The following is an 18,497-nucleotide window of genomic DNA, read 5'->3' on the forward strand; positions in this document are numbered from 1 at the left end:
TTATCCATTCATGTAGCCACTACGCAAAGCCCTGACCCAATCTTCACGTCCACGCGAGGCCGCAAAATCTACCATTTGCTGATACGCATAAGGAACATTGATCAAACTGGCGGTCCAGCCGTGCGACATCTTTTCGACGATGGCATAACGTGCATCTGGTGAGCCGGATTCAATCACATGCGGGTAAGGGTAATCATATTCATAGGCGGGATGACCAACGCTGCCGGGATTGACGATCAGTTGGCCCGCAATAGTGCGCACAGTGCGGGCGACATGGCTATGGCCACAGGCTATCACGGCTGCAGTTTGTTGCCCCAGCCGGTCTTTCACTTCCTGTGCTGTGGCATTCCTGTCTGCCACTTGCAGCAAGGTGGTGGTATCGCTGTCCGGTGTACCGTGGCAGAGCAAGACTTCTTCAGTCAGGCGCAGCACCGGTTTCAGACTTGTTATCCAGTCCCTTTGCGCTGTCGTGATTTGCTGATGTGCATACACATCGCCGGCACCTGAACGCTCATTCAATTCCAGAATTTGTCTTTCATGATTGCCAGCCAGATGTATCCAGCCAGCTTGTGCCATCAGGAAGTCTGCCGTTTCTTTTGGCAGCAAGGGGCCAGACAGGCTGTCACCCAGATTGACTACCTGATCAACCCCACGCAGACGCAGATCGGCAGTCACCGCTTCCAGCGCTGCCAGATTGCCGTGTATATCTGAAATCACTGCAATACGCATACTGAGCATACTGGCTTACTCCGCTAAATTTGTTTATGAAAGAAGCTCGTTCCGCAAAATTCGCCATCAGGCATCAGGGCATAGTTGGGTACCACGCCCACTTTCTGCCAGCCAGCACGTTCATACAGGCGTTCGGCATCGCCACCCGTGACTGTATCCAGCACTAGCACGGTCTTGCCTTCGGCTCTGGCGGTTTTTTCAACTGCCGCCATCAGTGCTTGCGCAACACCTCGGCGACGCGCCTTCCTGTGCACCAGCATCTTGGCGACATCGGCCCGGTGTGGCTGGTTGTCTGGCATGGCGGTGATCAATTGTACCGTGCCTATGATGTCGCCGTTATCATCCCTGGCGACCAGCAAGACGCGCTCCTTGCGGGCAACACCCTCTGCAACGCCTTGCCAGAATTGCAGCGCGCGTTCGCGTGGCAAGGGCCACATGAAGCTGACGGATGCACCACCGGCAACGCAGTCTGTCAATACATCCGCCAGGGCCGGCACACTGGCTAAGGCTTGCCCTGCATCAAGAATGTGTATGCGTACTTGATCAGTCATCATTTACTCCTTGCAAAGCGCCACCAGATAGCGTGCCAGGGCAACGCCGGGATTATGAAAAGTAATGGGTTGATCCAGTTTCATGGACAGGCAATCGCCGGTATGCAAATCCCAGGCTTGTTCACCCACATGAATACGCATTTCACCTGCCAGTATCCAGACTTGCTGCTGGATATCCACATCACGATGAAAACTGTCATAGCGCACGGTTTGGCCTGCCGGGAATTCAACTTCCACCAGTTGTATGGGCGCAGGCAGGCCAGGTGAGAGATTGCGACGCATATAGCCGGATGCAGGATCAGTCCAGCAAACCTGCTCAGCCAGGCGCGAGACTGGTGATGCCACGGCTGCTGGTGTACTGTCTTCAAACAGTGAAGCCAGCGATACCCCCAGCCCCACGGCCAGCTTGTCCAGCGCTGCTGCCGTCGGGCTGCTTTCTGCGCGTTCTATCAGAGAAATATTCGAACGGCTGACGCCACTGCGCTTGGCCAACGCATCCAGCGACAGCTTTTGTTGATCGCGTAACTCACGCACCCTGCGGGCAATAATTGTATTGATATCCATAATTTCCATTATATAGGATAAATAAATCCTGTAAACTGGAAATTATTTCTGCCGTATCTGCGAATACCTCAAGCTTGTGTCAATTGCTTTATGGCAGCTACCAGTTTATCCAGGTCGTCCAGACTGGTGTACAGATGCGGCGTCACCCTGACGATGTCATGCCCATCCAGATCACGCGTGACGGTGAATATCTTGTGCTCGCGCATCAGGTAATCAACGATGGCATGACCAGAATTGCCGACGATGCCAAAACCGGCAATGGCACACGAACGTTGCGGGTCAGTCGGTGTCATGATGCGCACATCAGGCAAGCCACGCACCTGGTTCACCCAGTATTGGGTCAGGTAGCGCAAGCGTCCTTCCTTGTTGGCTGAACCTATGGATTCATGGAACTTCAACGCATCGAGCACCGTCAACACATTCGCTGGCGGCACCGTACCCACTTGCGTGAATTTAAAGATTTCATTGTCGGCAAACTTGACATTGCCAAACAGCGGCGCAATATCCGCCACCCTGTGTTTGCGTATGTACAGCATGCCTACCCCCAGTGGCACGCCCAGCCATTTATGCAAATTCACCGCGACAAAGTCGGCACCCAGCTCTGTCATGCGGTAGTTCAGATGGGCAAACGAATGCGCCGCATCCACCATGACATCCACTCCATGGCGTCTGGCCATGGCAGTGATCTTGGCAACCGGCATGATTTGCCCTGTCCTGTGTACGATGTGGGTGACCAGTATCAGTTTGGTTTTGGACGTAATCGCCTGCTCGTAGCAGGCCACAATGTCTTCATCACTGGCAGGGTCGAATGGCAATTGCAAATGCCGTAGTTGTATCTGCTTGCGTTTCTCCAGCATCATTAAGGTATCAATGACGTGGTCGTAATCATGCGTGGCGAGTATGACTTCATCACCGGCCTGCAAAGGATAACCCTGCAGCAGGATATTCATGCCCTCAATCAGATTACGCGTCAGTACCAGTTCCCCTTCATCTACACCGCAAAAATCCTTGAGCGCCTGCATGACTTGCACAAACAGGGGCGCGTAACGCACCCGCAAGAAATACGAAGTCTCGGCATTCACCTGCGCCTGATAGCGCTGGAAAGCCTCAAACACAAGCTGCGCCTGCACACCAAAGTAGCCGTTTTCCAGATTGATAAAATCTGGTGAGACGGTGTATTGCGAACGGATATCTGACCAATAGGCCTCATCATCAGCGGCGATGTGATGCAAATTATTTGACAAAACAAACTCCTGTATTGATTAACGCACTTGAAGCGTGTGTTAATCTTGTTTTTAACGACATACCTTCATTTCCATCTTGGCTTTTATGAAGAGATGTGCTCTGAAATGAAAAGTTCCCTTTAATACATAAAATGAATGTATCAATCTTGTTAATGTCCGTCTCTTGCACCAGTGCGTATCTATGCGACGATCAGAGAAAATGAAAACTCCGGCCCTGCTACAGACCATACGTAACAACAGTGCCAGCCTATACGAAGAAGTAAAGCAGATGATAGCTCAAGAGGCAGGTCTTGATCACATCGCCGAATGTGGAGAATCAGCGTTAAATTTGGCGTTCTACAATGGTCGCTTTGACGTAGTCAAATTGCTGCAGGATGCGGGTGCTACTGGATGTCAGCTTAAATGGACAGATGTCATGGAAGAAGTCGCATTTGGAACAACTGCGAGCCTGAAACAGAAAGTTGAAGAAACTGGCGATCTGGAGACGGTAGACGTCTTGTCGCGCACGCCATTTTTAGTTGCTGCTCTGCTTGGCGATATTGAAAAAGCGCGTCTATTGTTTGAACTTGGCGCAAATCGGCAAGCCTTAGGTTTCGATGGAATAAACGCGATGCATTATGCCGTCCAGACAAATCAAATACTTATGTTGACATGGTTGTGTGATGAGGGGTTCAGTATTGAAGCCACTGACAATTACCTTAACACCCCATTAATCTTGGCGGCAGAACTTGGTCTGACTGACTGCGTAAGATTCTTTCTCGAAAGAGGTGCCGATGTTTCAAAGGAAAGTCAGATTCCTTATCGCGCAATTCAAGTAGCAAAGAATTTGGACATCGTTGATCTACTCGTCAAATGCGGCGAAGACATTAACGACATCAGCCCAAGAATGCATGCAAATTTGCTAGGAATTGAACACAATGCTTCGCCTGTCGTATCAAAAGAAGATTATCTCATTGGAAGATACAGAGAATTCGGCGCTGCAAATGGGGTCAAAACCAATAAACCATTCTGGTTGGCGATGATACGCTCAGGAGCATCTGCATGGCGTGCGAGTGAAATGTTTCATGATGATGGCAGCCACGATGGCAACATCATTTGGTGTTATGAACGCTATGGCCGGACAACGACCATCTTGCCAGACGGCCGCATCATAGAAATTGGCGGCGAGCACGAAGATTTCTACGATCCTGATTTTTGCATTTATAACGACGTAATCGTGTTCGAAAAGAACGGTGACATCAATATCTACAGCTATACAACGGAAATCTTTCCACCCACGGACTTCCATACAGCGACCTTGGTTGATGATGACATTTACATTATCGGCAGATTGGGCTACCAGGACACAAGAATTGCCGGACATACCCCCGTCTATAAACTGGATACAAAATCACTAAAAATCCAGCAATTCAATACCTCAGGTAAAGGCCCGGGTTTTATCAGCCATCACAAGGCAAGGCTCAAAGATGACAAGATTTTTTTGTCTGGCGGCAAACAAATCATCATGATCGATGGTAAAGCAGACTATATCGGCAATACTGAAAATTACCAGCTATGTCTGAAAACTGCTGTGTGGTCAGTTGCGTAAAGCTTCTTTGAAAAGCCTGTCATCTGTTGGTCATAAATGACCAATTCATACCAGACGCTGCATCCTTCTTGCATTCTGCGTACAGCTCCTCTAGCATGGCGTGGTTAACTTTAAGCACTTGCTCATGCCTGCCCTGCCTGAATTGAATGAACTGGAACGCATTATCGCCCTTGGCCGCGGACAGCTGGAGGTAGAGGTCTTGTGCGAAGTTGCGGTCAGGCACAAGCAATTCCCTGTGTATAAACTGGCGCTTGGCAATCCCGATACCAGTTTGCCCGCGATTGGTTTTTTTGGTGGCATCCATGGCTTGGAACGTATAGGTACGCAAGTCTTGCTGTCTTTTTTGCGGGCTCTGCTGACACGCCTGTCCTGGGACAAAAGCCTGCAACATATGTTGCAGGATGTGCGCCTGGTGTTCATGCCACTGATTAATCCCGGTGGCATGTGGCAATCTACCCGCTGCAACCCCAGCGGGGTCGACCTGATGCGCAACGCCCCGGTGGACGCGCAAGACAAGGTACCCTTCCTGCTGGGTGGCCATCGCTATAGCCCACGCCTGCCCTGGTATCGCGGCGCGGCCGGTGCAGATATGGAAGCAGAAAACCTGGCCTTGTGCCACACGGTACAACAAGAATTGCTGTCGCGCCCTTTCAGCATGGCGATTGATTGCCATTCCGGCTTTGGCCTGCGTGACCGTGTCTGGTTCCCGCATGCGCACAGCGTGCACCCCATAGAGCATCTGGCCGACATCCTGGCGCTGGAAGAATTATTTGAGCAAACCCATCCCAATCATTCTTACCTGTTCGAGCCACAAAGCCTGCAATACCGCACCCATGGCGATGTCTGGGATTATCTGTACCTGCAGGCGCAGCAAGACAGCAACAAGACCTTTTTACCGCTGACGCTGGAAATGGGATCATGGTTATGGGTAAAGAAAAACCCGCGCCAGTTATTTTCACGACATGGCATGTTCAACCCGGTGGCACAGCACCGGCTGAGCCGCGTCTTACGACGGCATAGTTCCTGGCTGGATTTCCTGATGCGGGCGACTTCCAGCCACGCGCAATGGCTGGCCAAAGGCCCAACCCGTCTACGCCTGCAAGAGCGTGCCGTGGCGCGCTGGTACAGGCCATGACGACCTGGGTGTTATTGCGTGGGCTGATGCGCGAGAGCAGGCATTGGGGCGATTTTCCTGCGCGCTTCCAGCAAGCAGTCAGCGCTGACCGTCTGCTCTGCCTGGACTTTCCCGGCAATGGAGAATTGCATGCGCAAGCCAGCCTGACGACTGTGGAAGCCATGGCCAATTACTGCCATCAGCAATTACAAACCCAAGCCATACGCGAGCCAGTGCAGGTACTGGCAGTTTCATTAGGTGCCATGGTGGCGCTGGCCTGGGCAAACCAATATCCGGATGACTTGCAGCGCATGGTGCTGATCAATACCAGTGTAGCACCGCACAATCCCATTTACCACCGGCTGAGACCGGGAAATTACCCGGCACTGATCGCCACCATGTTATTCGGTTCGCGCAGGCAGCGCGAGCAATTGATCTTGCGTATCACCAGCAATCTGCATACCAAAGAACAGGGCAAAGAGATCGTGGCGCGCTGGATTGCCTATGCGCAGGAAAATCCCATCAGCGTTGGCAATATCCTGCGACAACTACTGGCCGCCATGCGTTTTCGTGCGCCACCCTACACTGGCAAAGTGCCGCTGCTTTTGCTGGCGGGTGAGCATGACCACCTGGTGAATGTCGCCTGTTCACACAGGCTGGCAGAGCAATGGCATAGCCCCCTGCACCTGCACCCCACGGCAGGCCATGATTTGCCGCTGGACGATGCGGCCTGGGTGATACAGCAGGTGCTGGCATGGTGAGGCGCGGTTAATTCTTGAGCTTAATTCTGCGCCAACTCCGCAATCAGAAAATCAATAAATACCCTGACCCGCAAAGGCAGATGCCGGTCACGCGGGTACATAAGAGAAAATGGCCGGGTGCGCCCGCCGAATTCCTGTAATACCTCCACCAGCTTCCCTGCACGCAAATCCTGTTCCACCATGAAACGCGATGCCTGCAACAAACCTGCGCCATGTCTTGCCAGGGTAATGATGCCCAGCAAGTCTTCCGAACAGGTGAGGCTACCCTTGGTAGGCCAATCTACGTCTTCACCATTCCGCCTGAAAATCCAGACGATGTTTTGTCCGGCACTGGGCAAGACAAATTGCAGGCATTCATGCTGATCCAGATCTTCGAGCTTTTTCGGTACGCCAACACGCTGCAGATATTCTGGCGTGGCACAGACCACGATTTCTGTGTCTTCCAGCCTGCGTGCAATCATGCCTGAATCTGGCGGAATGCGGCCACGTATCACCAGGTCAAAGCCATCAGCAGTGAAGTCAATATTGCGATTACTCAATTGCAAATCCAGCCTGACCAGTGGATATAACTGACGAAACTTTGCCAGCAGGGGCAATACCCGGTAATGCCCGTACGGTGTCGGCATGCTGATACGCACCAAACCTGCAGGTTGTATCTGCTGGCCAGATACTTCCCGTTCGGCTTCCACCAGTTGATTCAGGGCTTGGCGACATTGCACAAAATAGGCACGCCCCGCCTCGGTCAGCCGCAACTGCCGCGTGGTGCGCACAAAAAGGCGCACGCCTATGCGTTCTTCCAGCCTGGCGATCGAACGACTGACTGCTGCCGGCGTCAGCCCGGCTGCATTCGCCGCATCCTTGAAGCTTTCCAGCTCGGCCGCCAGGCAAAACAACTCTATGCTGCCGAGTAACACATCTGCAAAATGTCGATTCACATTACACCATGTAATTTATAAAGTAACTTTTACCTAGTTTATCAACTATTTGGCTTGGCATAGTATGCGCCTATGCCTTGCCCGCTTGTCCACTTATGCAGCGACAGGGCAGCATGTCAACTCTTATGGAAAGAAAACAATGAAACTCTATTTCTCACCCGGCGCCTGCTCTTTGTCTCCCCATATCATCCTGCGTGAAGCAGGTCTGGATTTCAAACTACAAAAAGTCGATACCTCTACCCATAAAACTGCGGATGGTGGGGATTTTTACAGCGTCAACCCCAAAGGCCAGGTACCGACCATGGAACTGGACGATGGCCAGATACTGACGGAAGGTTCCATCATTGCCCAATACGTCGTTGAACGCGCAGAAAACCGCGACTTGCTGCCGGCCTCTGGCATGGCACGTTACCGTGTACTGGAATGGCAGAACTACATCACTTCGGAATTGCACAAATCCTTCGCCCCGCTGTTTAACCCGGCCATGAATACCGAAGGTAAAACCCTGATCGCAGGATTGCTGCGCAAGAAATTCGCCTGGGTCAATAGCCGCCTGGAAGCTAGCACCTACCTGACAGGCAATACCTTCACCGTGGCTGACGCCTATCTGTTCACCGTCAGCGGCTGGGCCAAACATGTGAATCTGGATATCAGCGACTTTGCACATCTGCAAAACTTCATCGCCACCGTCAAAGCCAGACCACATGTGCAAGCAGCGTTGAAAGCAGAGGGCCTGCCCACCTGATACCTGATACCTGATACCCGATACCCGATACCCGATACCCGATACCCGATACCCGATACCTGATACCTGATACCTGATACCTGATACCGGCACATCGTCAGCAATAAAAAAACCGGCTACCAACAGCCGGTTTTTGTCGTCACACTCAAGGAATAAAAATGGACACCGCCTACCCCGACATCATAACCATCCTGCACCAGTATTTTGATGGCCTGTATCAAAGCGACACCCGCATCCTGGCCCAGGTATTCCACCCCGAGGCCCATTACTTCTGCGCCACTGATGGCAATCTGCTACACCTGGACATGCAGCACTACTTCCCTATAGTTGATCAACGCCCATCCCCCGCCAGCCGCAACGAAACACGTCGCGACCGCATAGTCTCCATAGAACTGGCTGGCCCGGTAACAGCTTTCGCCCGCGTGGAATGTGCGATAGCAAACAAATTCTTCACCGATTTTTTAACGCTGATCAAACTCGATGGCAAGTGGCAGATTGTCAGTAAGGTGTTTCATTTTGAGTTGATGGATGCTTGAAAAAGCCCGAACTACTGGCGAAGCCTTAGCCAAATTAATTCCAGTCAAAGTCCCATTTGACGCTGGTAAGCTTCAGTAGTTCCTCATAACGCGCCGGACTAAATCCTATTAGTATTTTCTGGCGCTTGGAATGTACGATAGCGAACAGATATGCCACCGATCTTCTGACAACATCAAATTCCTCGACCAGTGATAGATTGCCAGTGAAACGTCGCATTTTGAATTGATTGATAAATCTGACTGGAAACCAGTCGTACCACGCAACAAACGCCCCTGGATTCCAGCCAAGACCACGCTGGAATGACGTCAATATTGTTATTGTGAATTTACCGTATTTTCAGCCCGATACCCCTCCAGGATTTTTTATCCGAAAAGTTGTACACTAAGCACCACTTTGGGTCCGCAACCATACTCTATGGCAAGCCCCGCATAAATAGCGCTGAATTGAAAAAGGCATTGCCAAGCATCAAGCACAGGCCCATCCGGTCTGCCGATTGAATTTATTGCCCCGACGACCATGCCCGAATCGAACCGCTTGAACAGCGCCGCAAGCGCAGAACGCACGACACCTGTACACATTATTCATGAACTGGAAACCGGCCTGCTGGCCGACGCTGCCCACACATCGCCCAAGTATTTTTATGATGCGGTCGGTTCGGTATTGTTTGAAGCCATTTGCGTACTGCCAGAATATTATCCAACCCGCACTGAAGCAGAAATTTTTACTACACATATGGCGGACATGACCCATGTCATCGGTTCTGGCGGCAGCCTGATAGACCTGGGTGCCGGCAACTGCGCCAAGGCGGCCCGCCTGTTCCCGGTCTTGCATCCCAACCAGTATGTGCCCATCGATATTTCCGTCCATCATTTGCAAGATGCCGTGCGGCGTCTGCAACAGCGCTTCCCACACATAGAAATGACGGCGCTGGGGCTGGATTTGTCGCAAGACTGGCAACTGCCAGTAGAAGTGCGCTATGACAAGCGGCTGTTTTTTTACCCTGGCTCATCCATAGGCAATTTTGAACCACACCAGGCACTGGCTTTCTTGCGCCATTTGCGCGCAGCCTGTGATGACAATGGCGGCATTTTGATTGGGGTTGACCTGATCAAGGACAAGGCCTTGCTGGATGATGCCTATGCCGATACCCTGGGTGTAACGGCAGCCTTCAATCTCAATTTGCTGCGCCATATCAATCATTTGCTGCACAGCGATTTTGATGTGCGCCAGTGGCAACATGAGGCATTTTTTAATACCGCCAAATCACGCATAGAAATGCATTTGCGGGCGAGGGAAAATATCCACGTCAGTTGGCCAGGCGGATACCGGAATTTCATCAAGGATGAACACATTCATACCGAAAACAGTTATAAATACAGCATAGACAGTTTTGTGAACTTGCTGACGGAAGCAGGCTTTTCATATGTCAGCCACTGGACCGATACCAATGCGTGGTTTGCCGTGATTTATGCCAAAGCTGCCTGAACACCAGGAGAACCATCTCATGCAGTACGCAAACCTCATTGATCGCTGGCAGCAGGTACGTCAACGTTCGGTCAGCATTGCGGCCCCCTTGTCGGCAGAAGATTGCACGGCCCAATCCATGCCTGATGCCAGCCCCATCAAATGGCATCTGGCACATACCACCTGGTTTTTTGAAACCTTCATCCTGGAACAGTTTGAAGCGCATTTCCAGCCCTTTCACCAAGACTTCCGCGTCCTGTTCAATTCGTATTACAACGGCATAGGCGACAAACATCCGCGCCCGCAGCGCGGCCTGCTGACGCGGCCGGGGCTGGATATGGTGCTGGCTTACCGGCAGCAGGTGGATGCACGCATACGCCGATGTTGCGACAGCGTCACAGACCCGCATTTTTTTCAATTACTGGAACTGGGCCTGCAACATGAACAGCAACACCAAGAATTGATGTTGACAGATATCAAGCACCTGCTGTCCTGTAATCCGCTTTACCCTGCCCTGTATGCCAGCCCCGCCGACCTGCAACCTTCTGCGGCGACATGTACAGTGTTGACCTGGCAGAATTATGATGCCTGCCTGTGCGAAATAGGTCACCAGGGCAAAGGCTTTTGCTTTGATAATGAAAGCCCGCGTCACCGTCAATTTCTGGAACCCTTCCAGCTCGCTACCCGCCTGATCAGCAATGCAGAATACCTGGCCTTCATTGAAGATGGCGCTTACCGTCAAGCTGCGCTGTGGCTGGCCGAAGGCTGGGACTGGGTAGGCCGGCACAACTTGCAGCATCCACTGTACTGGCATGCAAATCCGCAAGGCTGGCAAGAATTTAGCCTGCATGGCCTGCAGCCCCTGCAACTGCAACAGCCTGTCTGTCACCTGTCGTATTTCGAAGCCAGTGCCTATGCGGTCTGGGCCGGGGCACGTTTGCCGACCGAAGCCGAATGGGAATACGCCGCCAGCCTACATGAAACAGAAGGCCAGTTGAGCCAGTTATTTGACTCTTGCTGGCAATGGACTTGCAGCAGTTACAGCCCCTACCCCGGCTTTATGCCAGCGGCTGGTGCAGTCGGTGAATACAATGGCAAGTTCATGGTCAACCAATATGTCTTGCGCGGCGCTTCTGCCTTTACCCCTGCGGGGCATAGTCGTAACAGTTATCGCAATTTTTTCCCGGCAACGGCGCGCTGGCAACTGACTGGCCTGCGCCTGGCCCGTTCACTGCAAGACCAAGAGGAGTAATCGTCATGCCCATCGCAAAATGGAAAGACACCGTCATCGCCGAGGCCAGTGATACCGAGATCGTGAAGGTTGAAGGCAATATATATTTTCCCATGCACCGAGTGCATCAGGAGTATTTGCGCGAAAGTGAAAAACACACGGTCTGCGGCTGGAAAGGCACGGCCAGTTACTATGATGTGATAGTCGACGGCCACACCAATACCGACGCCGCCTGGACTTATCCGGCACCCAAGGACGCAGCTAAAGAAATAACCGGTTTTATAGCCTTTTGGCGCGGTGTCGTAGTTATACCCTGACCAGTTAAACGCTAGTGCAGGACTAGTGTAGTGCTGCACTAGCTTCCAGCACATCCATTTCAGGGGAAAGCCGGAATATGTGGCTCTACCCCGCCATAACGAAAACCTGGATGCCTGGTGGCCATCATTTCTTCGGTCTGCACCACTTTGCTCAGTGGCACATCGACGATCAGCAAGACTTTCCCAGCTTCAATTTCTTCGGTAAAAGCTTTCAGGCGTGAATTGGGTATGGCAGCAGCAGCCATGCCCGACACCCAGGACCCAAATACGGCACCACCCAAACCTGCGACCAATAAGGCGATGGTGCGCATCTCCAGCCCTTCGGGCGGGAAAATCAATAGCAGACTACCCGCCAGCAAGCCGGTAGCCGCACCGATCACCATACCCAATTCCATGCCATGGATGAGATCGGTTTTTTGCAAAAAATTGGCTTCCGGCATGTCATGGGGCAAACTGTCTTTTGCCATGAAATGGATATATTTTTCCTCTATGCGTGCCAGTAATAACTCATCGAGTATGGCTCTGGCAGCAGGGATAGTGGGAAGCATGAAATAAAGACGACGGCGCATGATGGCCTCCTGTGATTTCAAAGGAGGCAGCAATGGAAGGATTGTTGCGACAAGGCAAAAGCAGGATGCTAGGCCTCCTGCTTAGTTATAGCAAAAATGGAGGAAAGATCAAAACATATCGCTTCCCTCTTTAGCCACTTCCCATGGATTGACTACGCTAGTCGTTTCGCTGCCAGTGCATTGCCAGCCCGGCTGACTGCCTTGCGCCCCAGGTGTGCAGAAATGAATTGCCCGGCGTCAACCACGGCATTCAAATCTATGCCGGTTTGTATGCCCAGGCCCTGCATGAGGAACAACACGTCTTCGGTGGACACGTTGCCGGTGGCCCCTTTGGCATACGGGCAGCCACCAAGGCCGGCGACGGAGGAATGGAAGATAGAAATCCCGACTTCCAGACTGGCATAGATATTTGCCAGTGCCTGACCATAGGTGTCATGGAAATGACCGGACAAGGCTGCGATAGGAAAATCTTCCGCTACGCGCTGCATGACAGTCTGCACCTGCCAGGCCGTGCCGACGCCGATGGTGTCGGCAATATCGATTTCATCGCAACCCAGGTCACGCATGCGTTTGACCACGTCAGACACACTATCTACCGCCACCTCACCCTGATAAGGGCATCCGAAAGAACAACTGATACTGCCACGCAGACGCAGCTTGTGCTGTTTTGCTGCCTGCGCCACATCACGGAAACGTTCTATCGATTCGGCAATCGAGCAATTGATATTTTTTTGTGCAAAAGCTTCCGAAGCTGAACTGAAAATCACCACTTCATCAGCACCAGCGGCCAGCGCAGCTTCAAAGCCCTTCATATTCGGTGTCAGCACAGAATAGATGACGCCAGGCTTGCGCGTGATGCCAGCCATGACTTCTGTCGATGTCGCCATTTGCGGCACCCACTTTGGCGACACAAAAGAGGCGGCTTCTATATTCACAAAACCGGCTGCAGTCAGGCGATTGACCAGCGCGATCTTGACGTCAGCAGGTATGCTTTCTTTTTCATTTTGCAAGCCATCACGCGGACCGACTTCAACGATTTTGACTTGCTGCGGCAATGATGCATTCATCTGGTTTTTCCTTTAAGTGCTGGCAGCGCTGGTAGCCACTCATGCTGTCCAGCTTGCGCGTCTCACCCGGTTTACTTAAATTAAGCTGAAATCAGTTGAAACGCGTTCTGTAGCTGCATTTTACCCGCAGACCAGTAATTTGCCCGCAACGAAAAAATAATTACACGACATGCAACAGCGACACACCCATTTTCTCAAAGTAAGGGTCCAGCTTTCCTGCCAGACGTTGCAAATTGTAGCTGGGCACCTGCGGATACAGATGGTGTTCAAGATGATAAGACAGGTTGCATAGCAGGGCAGGAATAAGTTTGCCACGCAAGCTCCTGGCCTGACCCAGGACCGCATTGTTGGGTCTGAAGTGAGGCAACCACGCGGTGGTGATGGGGTACAGACAGCTACCCAGCCACATGAACACAAAATAAATCAATGGTGCCATCGTCCTTGAAGACAGTGCGATAGCCATGATCAGGAACAGAACAGGAATAGCCAGTTCAACCAGCATCCAGCGCCTTTGCGGCCTGCTTTTGGCCAGCCCATACGCATGCCGCCAGTGTTTAGCCAGATATACCGGACCAATTGCCAAGGCTTGCAGAAAACTCATATGGGCAGGGCTGCCTTCAAAATCATCCTCTTCCAGGCAGTGGCTGTGATGATGCAGATGTGCCTGGCGGAAGGCATGGCCGCTTTCCAGCAATACCAGACTCATGCCAAACAATACCCATTCTGTAGTGCGTGGCTTGAATCCGGCGGCCCCATGCAGTACATCATGGGTGAAGGTGACGGACACCAGAAAATGCACCAGAAAAATCAAGGGCAAAAGCACATACAGTTGCTGGATGTAAAGTGCCATAAAAGCGGCCAGTGTCAACCAGGGTAATAGTGGCCATATCGCCCGTTGCATCCTGCTTGCTGCCTGCAGGTCGCCACCCAGTTTACCCAGACTGGGTAAGCCGGCTTCACGACGATTGAGATGACCGTTGCCATATTCTGCTCGCGCTATCGGGGTGACTGGATGTGGATTAGCAGCGCGAACGCTGGCGCTAGTCGCGGGGTGATGCAGGCTGAAGGTAGTCATGCGTGCTCTCCCGCTTAAGCGCGCAACAAATTGGCGATGAAGAAATAGAAGTAGATGACGACTACTACCCATTCCACATCAAATTTGCTGATACCCCAACGCTGAAATGCACACTCAATCGCTGCATGCAGATGTTGGACAACCGAAGCCGGCATGCGGATAAGCGGGTAAATGAGCAACAGCGCCAGCACCCAGCCCCCAGGAACAAAAAACGAAAAAAATGCAGTCAGTCCCAGGACTATGCGATAGCCCGTCAACAAAAATAAATTGCGCGGACTCAAACCTGGCATGCGCAGACCCATTACATGCATGCTGAAAGTAAAATTTTCTCTTTTGACTTTGGGGATGCCAAACAGATACAGCGACAATATTCCATGAGCGATCAGCAGGCCGAAATCCAGCAACAGGCAATTGACGATATCGGCGCGAACAAAAAATTGTATGAGAGGGGTCGCCAGCATGGCCCAGGCCAGCACGCGGTTCAGCCTGACCAGATTGGCGCGCGACAGGATAGGAAAGTGAACGATGGAATTGGTATGTGTGTTCATGATGACTTTCTGGCGCAATAGATAAAAACGGTTCATATATGCGGCAGACCTGGTATGTGAAATGCAGGAGCTGCCTGATACCGTATTCGCAAGCGACATGCCATCTGAAGATTTTTCGTAAGCCCTTGTTTCTTAAAGAAATTAATACAAAGACCCAACACCAGCTGTAAGTTTGCTATATAGTTGGCCCCCAATGACTATCAAGATTGTTGACAGCTATCAGCCATGGATGCCTATAGACTTTATTTTTTCTCGCTTGCGCTGCAAGGCTGCATCAGCCCTTTGCTGGCTATCTGGCTGTGGGTAAAAGCAGGCCGGCAACCGGGCATGAAGGCGCTTGCCCTGTTCTGCATCTGGATAGGTATTTGGGCCTGCGGACAACTGGCGATCAATCTTGGCGATGACAGCCTGAGCCAGTTTGGCAAAATGCTGGTGAATACTGGCCCGCTGAATGCCGTCTTTTTCCTGCATTTTGTGTATAGCTTTCTGGGTTACTTGCGGACGCGGCAGTTGCTGATCTGGTATGCCATCGCGGCCACGATAGTGCTTGCCCTCGCGGTATTTGACATGGGGCAGTTATTACCCTGGCTGGAATTCAAACGCTATTATGTTTTTCCTGCCTGGGGCTGGATACCTGGGCTGTTCGTCAGTGGTTTGAGTATCTGGGCATATGTCGTGCTGTTACTGGCCTGGCCGGGGGCAGCACCTAAAAAGCGCCGGCAAATTATGGCGCTGTGCCTGTCTGGTGTGTGGGGGTCGGCATCGACACTGATGTTTCTGAATGCCTCATTCCAAATTCCGATTTTTCCTTACAGTGTGATCCTGCTGCCGTTTTACGCCGTATTGCTGGTGTTTGGCATACTGCGTTACGACTTGATGGCAGTCAATCTGTGGGCCAATCGCCTGCTCGCCTGGCTGGCGCTGGGCGTCATCACGGTTGCCATCGTCAGCCTGTTGCTGAGTGTGGTCGCCCGTACCGGCATTACAGCACTGGCAGCTATCCCGCTGTGGCAACTGTGGTTGCTGGGTACGGTCATGCTGTTAAGCATGGTGACGATGGAAAGACCGACGCGCCGCATCATGGAAAAACTGATCTTTCCGGGTGCCCATCTGGAAGCTGAAGTGCTCGTACAGTGGCGTCAGCAACTGGAAGCCGCAGGTAGTTGGGAACAACTCACCAGCATCGCCACCAGGCTGCTGGAAACCCATTTGCAACAGCCCATGCCTGTCCTGATCACAAGCGGCAATCAAATAGCAAACGTCTTGCCTGGACAGCCCTGCGTACATTGTTACCGTGACCCAGCCAATACCCCAGACCAGCCTGCCTGGAATTACACCTTGTCTGGCTGGGAAGGCGCCACGCCCAGCGTGCAAAAAGTGGGTGCGGTATTTGCCGAACTGCTGGTGGCGGCGGCAGGCCGGCTGGATCAGTTGTTGCGTTATGCGGAACAGGAAAAACAACGCCTGCAACAAGCCCACCTGCTGGAACTGGGCGGGCTGGCAGCGACGGTGGCGCACGAATTACGCAATCCCCTGAATATCATCAGCATGGCGGCAGTATCCTGCCCATCTGACACCCGCGCAGAAATTCGCACACAAATAGAAAGGGCTGATCACCTGATTCAGGATCTGCTCAGTTATTCGGGCGAAGTACGCCTGCACTGCCAGGATGTGAGCATGGCAGAATTGCTCAACAGCCTGCTGGCTGTACAAGCAAAAACCACCCTGGCGGCTGAGGTACAGATAGAGCTGGCGGTAGACCCCAGCCTGCTGGTCAGCATAGACCGCAACCGGGCTGAACAAATCCTGGGAAATCTGCTGAATAATGCCCTGGCCATGTTGCGCGGACGTCCCGACCCACGCATACGCATAGAAGCAGATGCCATTCCTGCGAGCGGTATGGCATGCTTGCGTGTGTGTGATAACGGGCCGGGTGTGGCACCCGACCTGGTGGCCGATTTATTTCAACCCTTCAAGACACGCAGACCAGGCGGTACCGGCCTGGGACTGGCGATAGTGCGCCGCCTGACAGAAGCACATGGTGGCACGGTGAGCCTGGTCGCTTATGCTGGCTGGAACTGCTGTTTTGAACTCAGCTTACCTCTTGCATCATGAGCATACAAAGTATCTTGCTGGTGGATGATGAACCAGCCTTTCAACGTCTGTGCGGTAACTGGCTGGCTGGTTTGGGCTACACCGTCAAACTTGCCGCGACGGCTGAGCAGGTACACGCACTGCTGGCCTGCAACAGCTTTGACCTGGTCTTGCTGGACCTGGCACTGCCGCCGACATTCACGCCGGATGAAGGCCTGAACTTGCTACCGCTGCTGGCCCCGGTACCGGTGGTGGTAATGACCGGTCATGCCGACCGTGAGCTGGCCTTGCGCGCCATCAGTCTGGGGGCCTGGGATTTTTTACCCAAGCCACTCGACCCCGACATCCTGCGCGTAGTGGTGGAAAGGGCCATGACCAAGCGCCGGCTGGAACGTGAGCTGGCAGAATGGCGTGGCAAAGCCCTGCCGGACGACAATACCATGGGGCTCATCGGTATCAGCAAGGAACTGGCCGAATTGCGTTCACTGGTCAGGCGAATTGCGCCTACCGACGTACCTGTCATGGTGACCGGCCCCAGCGGTACCGGCAAGGAACTGGTGGCACGTGCCCTGCATGCACATGGCAAACGGGCGGCCAAATCATTCATCGCCGTACACTGCGGTGCCATCCCTGCTGAATTATTCGAGAGTGAATTGTTTGGTCATCGAAAGGGCAGCTTTACTGGTGCAGACCGTGACCGCATCGGCCTGATTGCCGCCGCCGATGGTGGTACCCTGTTTCTGGATGAGATGGGTGAAATGCCGCTGGTCATGCAAGTCAAATTACTGCGGTTTTTGCAGTCCGGCAGCTTCTTTGCCGTCGGTGCGCGCGAAGAACAGCATGTCGATGTGCGCATAGTCGCAGCAACCAACCGTGATCTTGCGAGCATGGTGGAAGAAAAAAGTTTTCGCGATGATCTGTACTATCGCCTCAAAGGCATACAAATGCGCACCTCGGCATTGGCCGACCGGGCTGAGGATATTGCGCTCATCGCGCAAGCCATCTGTGCCAGATACTCACCACCGAAACGCCTTACCGCCACCGCGCTGGAATGGCTGAGCTCACGTCAGTGGCCTGGCAATGTCAGGGAATTGCAACACTGCCTGCAAACCGCAGCCGCGCTGGCCGGTGATCAGCCTGAGATTGCAGTAGACGATCTGGCACTGGCTTGTGGTGAAGTGTCGCCACCGGCACAAGATGAGGTCGCAGGTTTGCTGGAAGAGCAAGTGGCCAGCCTGGAAAGACGCCTGATCGTGACGGCGCTCGAAGACAGCAAACACAATCACACACATGCCGCCAGGCAGTTGGGTATTTCACGCGTAGGTTTGCTGAATAAAATGCGCAGGCATGGCTTGCGCTGAATA

At 52.7% G+C, this 18,497-nt stretch carries 19 protein-coding genes; 10 read left to right on the forward strand and 9 right to left on the reverse strand.

Annotation, left to right across the window (positions count from 1 at the left end):
* From ACO0LM_RS14845 to ACO0LM_RS14860, 4 genes are all read right to left on the reverse strand, one after another.
* Positions 1 to 738 carry a metallophosphoesterase family protein gene (locus ACO0LM_RS14845; protein ID WP_423038053.1) on the reverse strand — a complete coding sequence of 246 codons (738 nt, stop codon included), beginning with the start codon at positions 736 to 738 and terminating at the stop codon, positions 1 to 3.
* Between the two features lie 14 nt (positions 739 to 752).
* On the reverse strand, positions 753 to 1,280 hold the full coding sequence (locus tag ACO0LM_RS14850) for a GNAT family N-acetyltransferase (RefSeq protein WP_423038122.1): 528 nt from the start codon (positions 1,278 to 1,280) through the stop codon (positions 753 to 755).
* A gap of 3 nt (positions 1,281 to 1,283) precedes the next feature.
* The gene (locus ACO0LM_RS14855) at positions 1,284 to 1,844 is read right to left on the reverse strand and encodes a helix-turn-helix domain-containing protein (RefSeq protein ID WP_423038054.1); all 561 of its coding nucleotides are present in this window, start codon (positions 1,842 to 1,844) and stop codon (positions 1,284 to 1,286) included.
* Between the two features lie 68 nt (positions 1,845 to 1,912).
* Positions 1,913 to 3,088: an aminotransferase class V-fold PLP-dependent enzyme gene (locus ACO0LM_RS14860; RefSeq protein WP_423038055.1), complete on the reverse strand. Its 1,176-nt coding sequence runs from the start codon at positions 3,086 to 3,088 to the stop codon at positions 1,913 to 1,915.
* A gap of 199 nt (positions 3,089 to 3,287) precedes the next feature.
* On the opposite strand from ACO0LM_RS14860, the gene ACO0LM_RS14865 reads away from it, so the two are divergent.
* The 3 genes from ACO0LM_RS14865 (at position 3,288) to ACO0LM_RS14875 (ending at position 6,551) form a co-directional block, all read left to right on the forward strand.
* On the forward strand, positions 3,288 to 4,676 hold the full coding sequence (locus ACO0LM_RS14865; RefSeq protein WP_423038056.1) for an ankyrin repeat domain-containing protein: 1,389 nt from the start codon (positions 3,288 to 3,290) through the stop codon (positions 4,674 to 4,676).
* Positions 4,677 to 4,800: 124 nt separating this feature from the next.
* On the forward strand, positions 4,801 to 5,811 hold the full coding sequence (locus ACO0LM_RS14870; RefSeq protein WP_423038057.1) for a M14 family zinc carboxypeptidase: 1,011 nt from the start codon (positions 4,801 to 4,803) through the stop codon (positions 5,809 to 5,811).
* On the forward strand, positions 5,808 to 6,551 hold the full coding sequence (locus ACO0LM_RS14875; RefSeq protein ID WP_423038058.1) for an alpha/beta fold hydrolase: 744 nt from the start codon (positions 5,808 to 5,810) through the stop codon (positions 6,549 to 6,551). The genes ACO0LM_RS14870 and ACO0LM_RS14875 overlap by 4 nt, the downstream gene beginning before the upstream one ends.
* A gap of 20 nt (positions 6,552 to 6,571) precedes the next feature.
* Here the strand turns inward: ACO0LM_RS14875 and ACO0LM_RS14880 are convergent, their stop codons facing one another.
* The gene (locus tag ACO0LM_RS14880) at positions 6,572 to 7,486 is read right to left on the reverse strand and encodes a LysR family transcriptional regulator (RefSeq protein ID WP_423038059.1); all 915 of its coding nucleotides are present in this window, start codon (positions 7,484 to 7,486) and stop codon (positions 6,572 to 6,574) included.
* A gap of 139 nt (positions 7,487 to 7,625) precedes the next feature.
* Here ACO0LM_RS14880 and gstA point away from each other — a divergent pair, with 139 nt between their 5' ends.
* The 5 genes from gstA to ACO0LM_RS14905 all read left to right on the forward strand — a co-directional run bounded on the left by gstA (position 7,626) and on the right by ACO0LM_RS14905 (position 11,780).
* Positions 7,626 to 8,231 carry a glutathione transferase GstA gene (gstA, locus tag ACO0LM_RS14885; RefSeq protein WP_423038060.1) on the forward strand — a complete coding sequence of 202 codons (606 nt, stop codon included), beginning with the start codon at positions 7,626 to 7,628 and terminating at the stop codon, positions 8,229 to 8,231.
* 158 nt (positions 8,232 to 8,389) lie between these two features.
* Complete coding sequence (locus tag ACO0LM_RS14890; RefSeq protein ID WP_423038061.1) at positions 8,390 to 8,767, forward strand: nuclear transport factor 2 family protein; 378 nt, start codon at positions 8,390 to 8,392, stop codon at positions 8,765 to 8,767.
* A 517-nt stretch (positions 8,768 to 9,284) separates the two neighbouring features.
* Positions 9,285 to 10,253, forward strand: a complete 969-nt coding sequence (egtD, locus tag ACO0LM_RS14895; RefSeq protein ID WP_423038062.1) for an L-histidine N(alpha)-methyltransferase — start codon at positions 9,285 to 9,287, stop codon at positions 10,251 to 10,253.
* A 19-nt stretch (positions 10,254 to 10,272) separates the two neighbouring features.
* Positions 10,273 to 11,484: an ergothioneine biosynthesis protein EgtB gene (gene egtB, locus ACO0LM_RS14900; RefSeq protein WP_423038063.1), complete on the forward strand. Its 1,212-nt coding sequence runs from the start codon at positions 10,273 to 10,275 to the stop codon at positions 11,482 to 11,484.
* A 5-nt stretch (positions 11,485 to 11,489) separates the two neighbouring features.
* Positions 11,490 to 11,780 carry a DUF427 domain-containing protein gene (locus ACO0LM_RS14905; protein WP_423038064.1) on the forward strand — a complete coding sequence of 97 codons (291 nt, stop codon included), beginning with the start codon at positions 11,490 to 11,492 and terminating at the stop codon, positions 11,778 to 11,780.
* A 59-nt stretch (positions 11,781 to 11,839) separates the two neighbouring features.
* Here the strand turns inward: ACO0LM_RS14905 and ACO0LM_RS14910 are convergent, their stop codons facing one another.
* The 4 genes from ACO0LM_RS14910 to ACO0LM_RS14925 all read right to left on the reverse strand — a co-directional run bounded on the left by ACO0LM_RS14910 (position 11,840) and on the right by ACO0LM_RS14925 (position 15,039).
* On the reverse strand, positions 11,840 to 12,349 hold the full coding sequence (locus tag ACO0LM_RS14910; protein ID WP_423038065.1) for a DUF1269 domain-containing protein: 510 nt from the start codon (positions 12,347 to 12,349) through the stop codon (positions 11,840 to 11,842).
* Between the two features lie 152 nt (positions 12,350 to 12,501).
* Positions 12,502 to 13,416, reverse strand: coding sequence for a hydroxymethylglutaryl-CoA lyase (locus ACO0LM_RS14915; protein WP_423038066.1), 915 nt, complete (start codon positions 13,414 to 13,416; stop codon positions 12,502 to 12,504).
* A gap of 160 nt (positions 13,417 to 13,576) precedes the next feature.
* Positions 13,577 to 14,491 carry a fatty acid desaturase family protein gene (locus tag ACO0LM_RS14920; RefSeq protein ID WP_423038067.1) on the reverse strand — a complete coding sequence of 305 codons (915 nt, stop codon included), beginning with the start codon at positions 14,489 to 14,491 and terminating at the stop codon, positions 13,577 to 13,579.
* A 14-nt stretch (positions 14,492 to 14,505) separates the two neighbouring features.
* On the reverse strand, positions 14,506 to 15,039 hold the full coding sequence (locus ACO0LM_RS14925) for a hypothetical protein (protein WP_423038068.1): 534 nt from the start codon (positions 15,037 to 15,039) through the stop codon (positions 14,506 to 14,508).
* A 225-nt stretch (positions 15,040 to 15,264) separates the two neighbouring features.
* Here ACO0LM_RS14925 and ACO0LM_RS14930 point away from each other — a divergent pair, with 225 nt between their 5' ends.
* Both ACO0LM_RS14930 and ACO0LM_RS14935 read left to right on the forward strand, forming a co-directional pair.
* A complete protein-coding gene (locus tag ACO0LM_RS14930; RefSeq protein WP_423038069.1) occupies positions 15,265 to 17,154 on the forward strand; it encodes an ATP-binding protein in 1,890 nt (629 codons plus the stop codon).
* Complete coding sequence (locus ACO0LM_RS14935; RefSeq protein ID WP_423038070.1) at positions 17,151 to 18,494, forward strand: sigma-54-dependent transcriptional regulator; 1,344 nt, start codon at positions 17,151 to 17,153, stop codon at positions 18,492 to 18,494. The genes ACO0LM_RS14930 and ACO0LM_RS14935 overlap by 4 nt, the downstream gene beginning before the upstream one ends.
* Positions 18,495 to 18,497 lie beyond the last annotated feature (3 nt).

Source organism: Undibacterium sp. Di26W (assembly GCF_049340265.1).
In the GTDB taxonomy this organism is placed as follows: domain Bacteria; phylum Pseudomonadota; class Gammaproteobacteria; order Burkholderiales; family Burkholderiaceae_D; genus Undibacterium.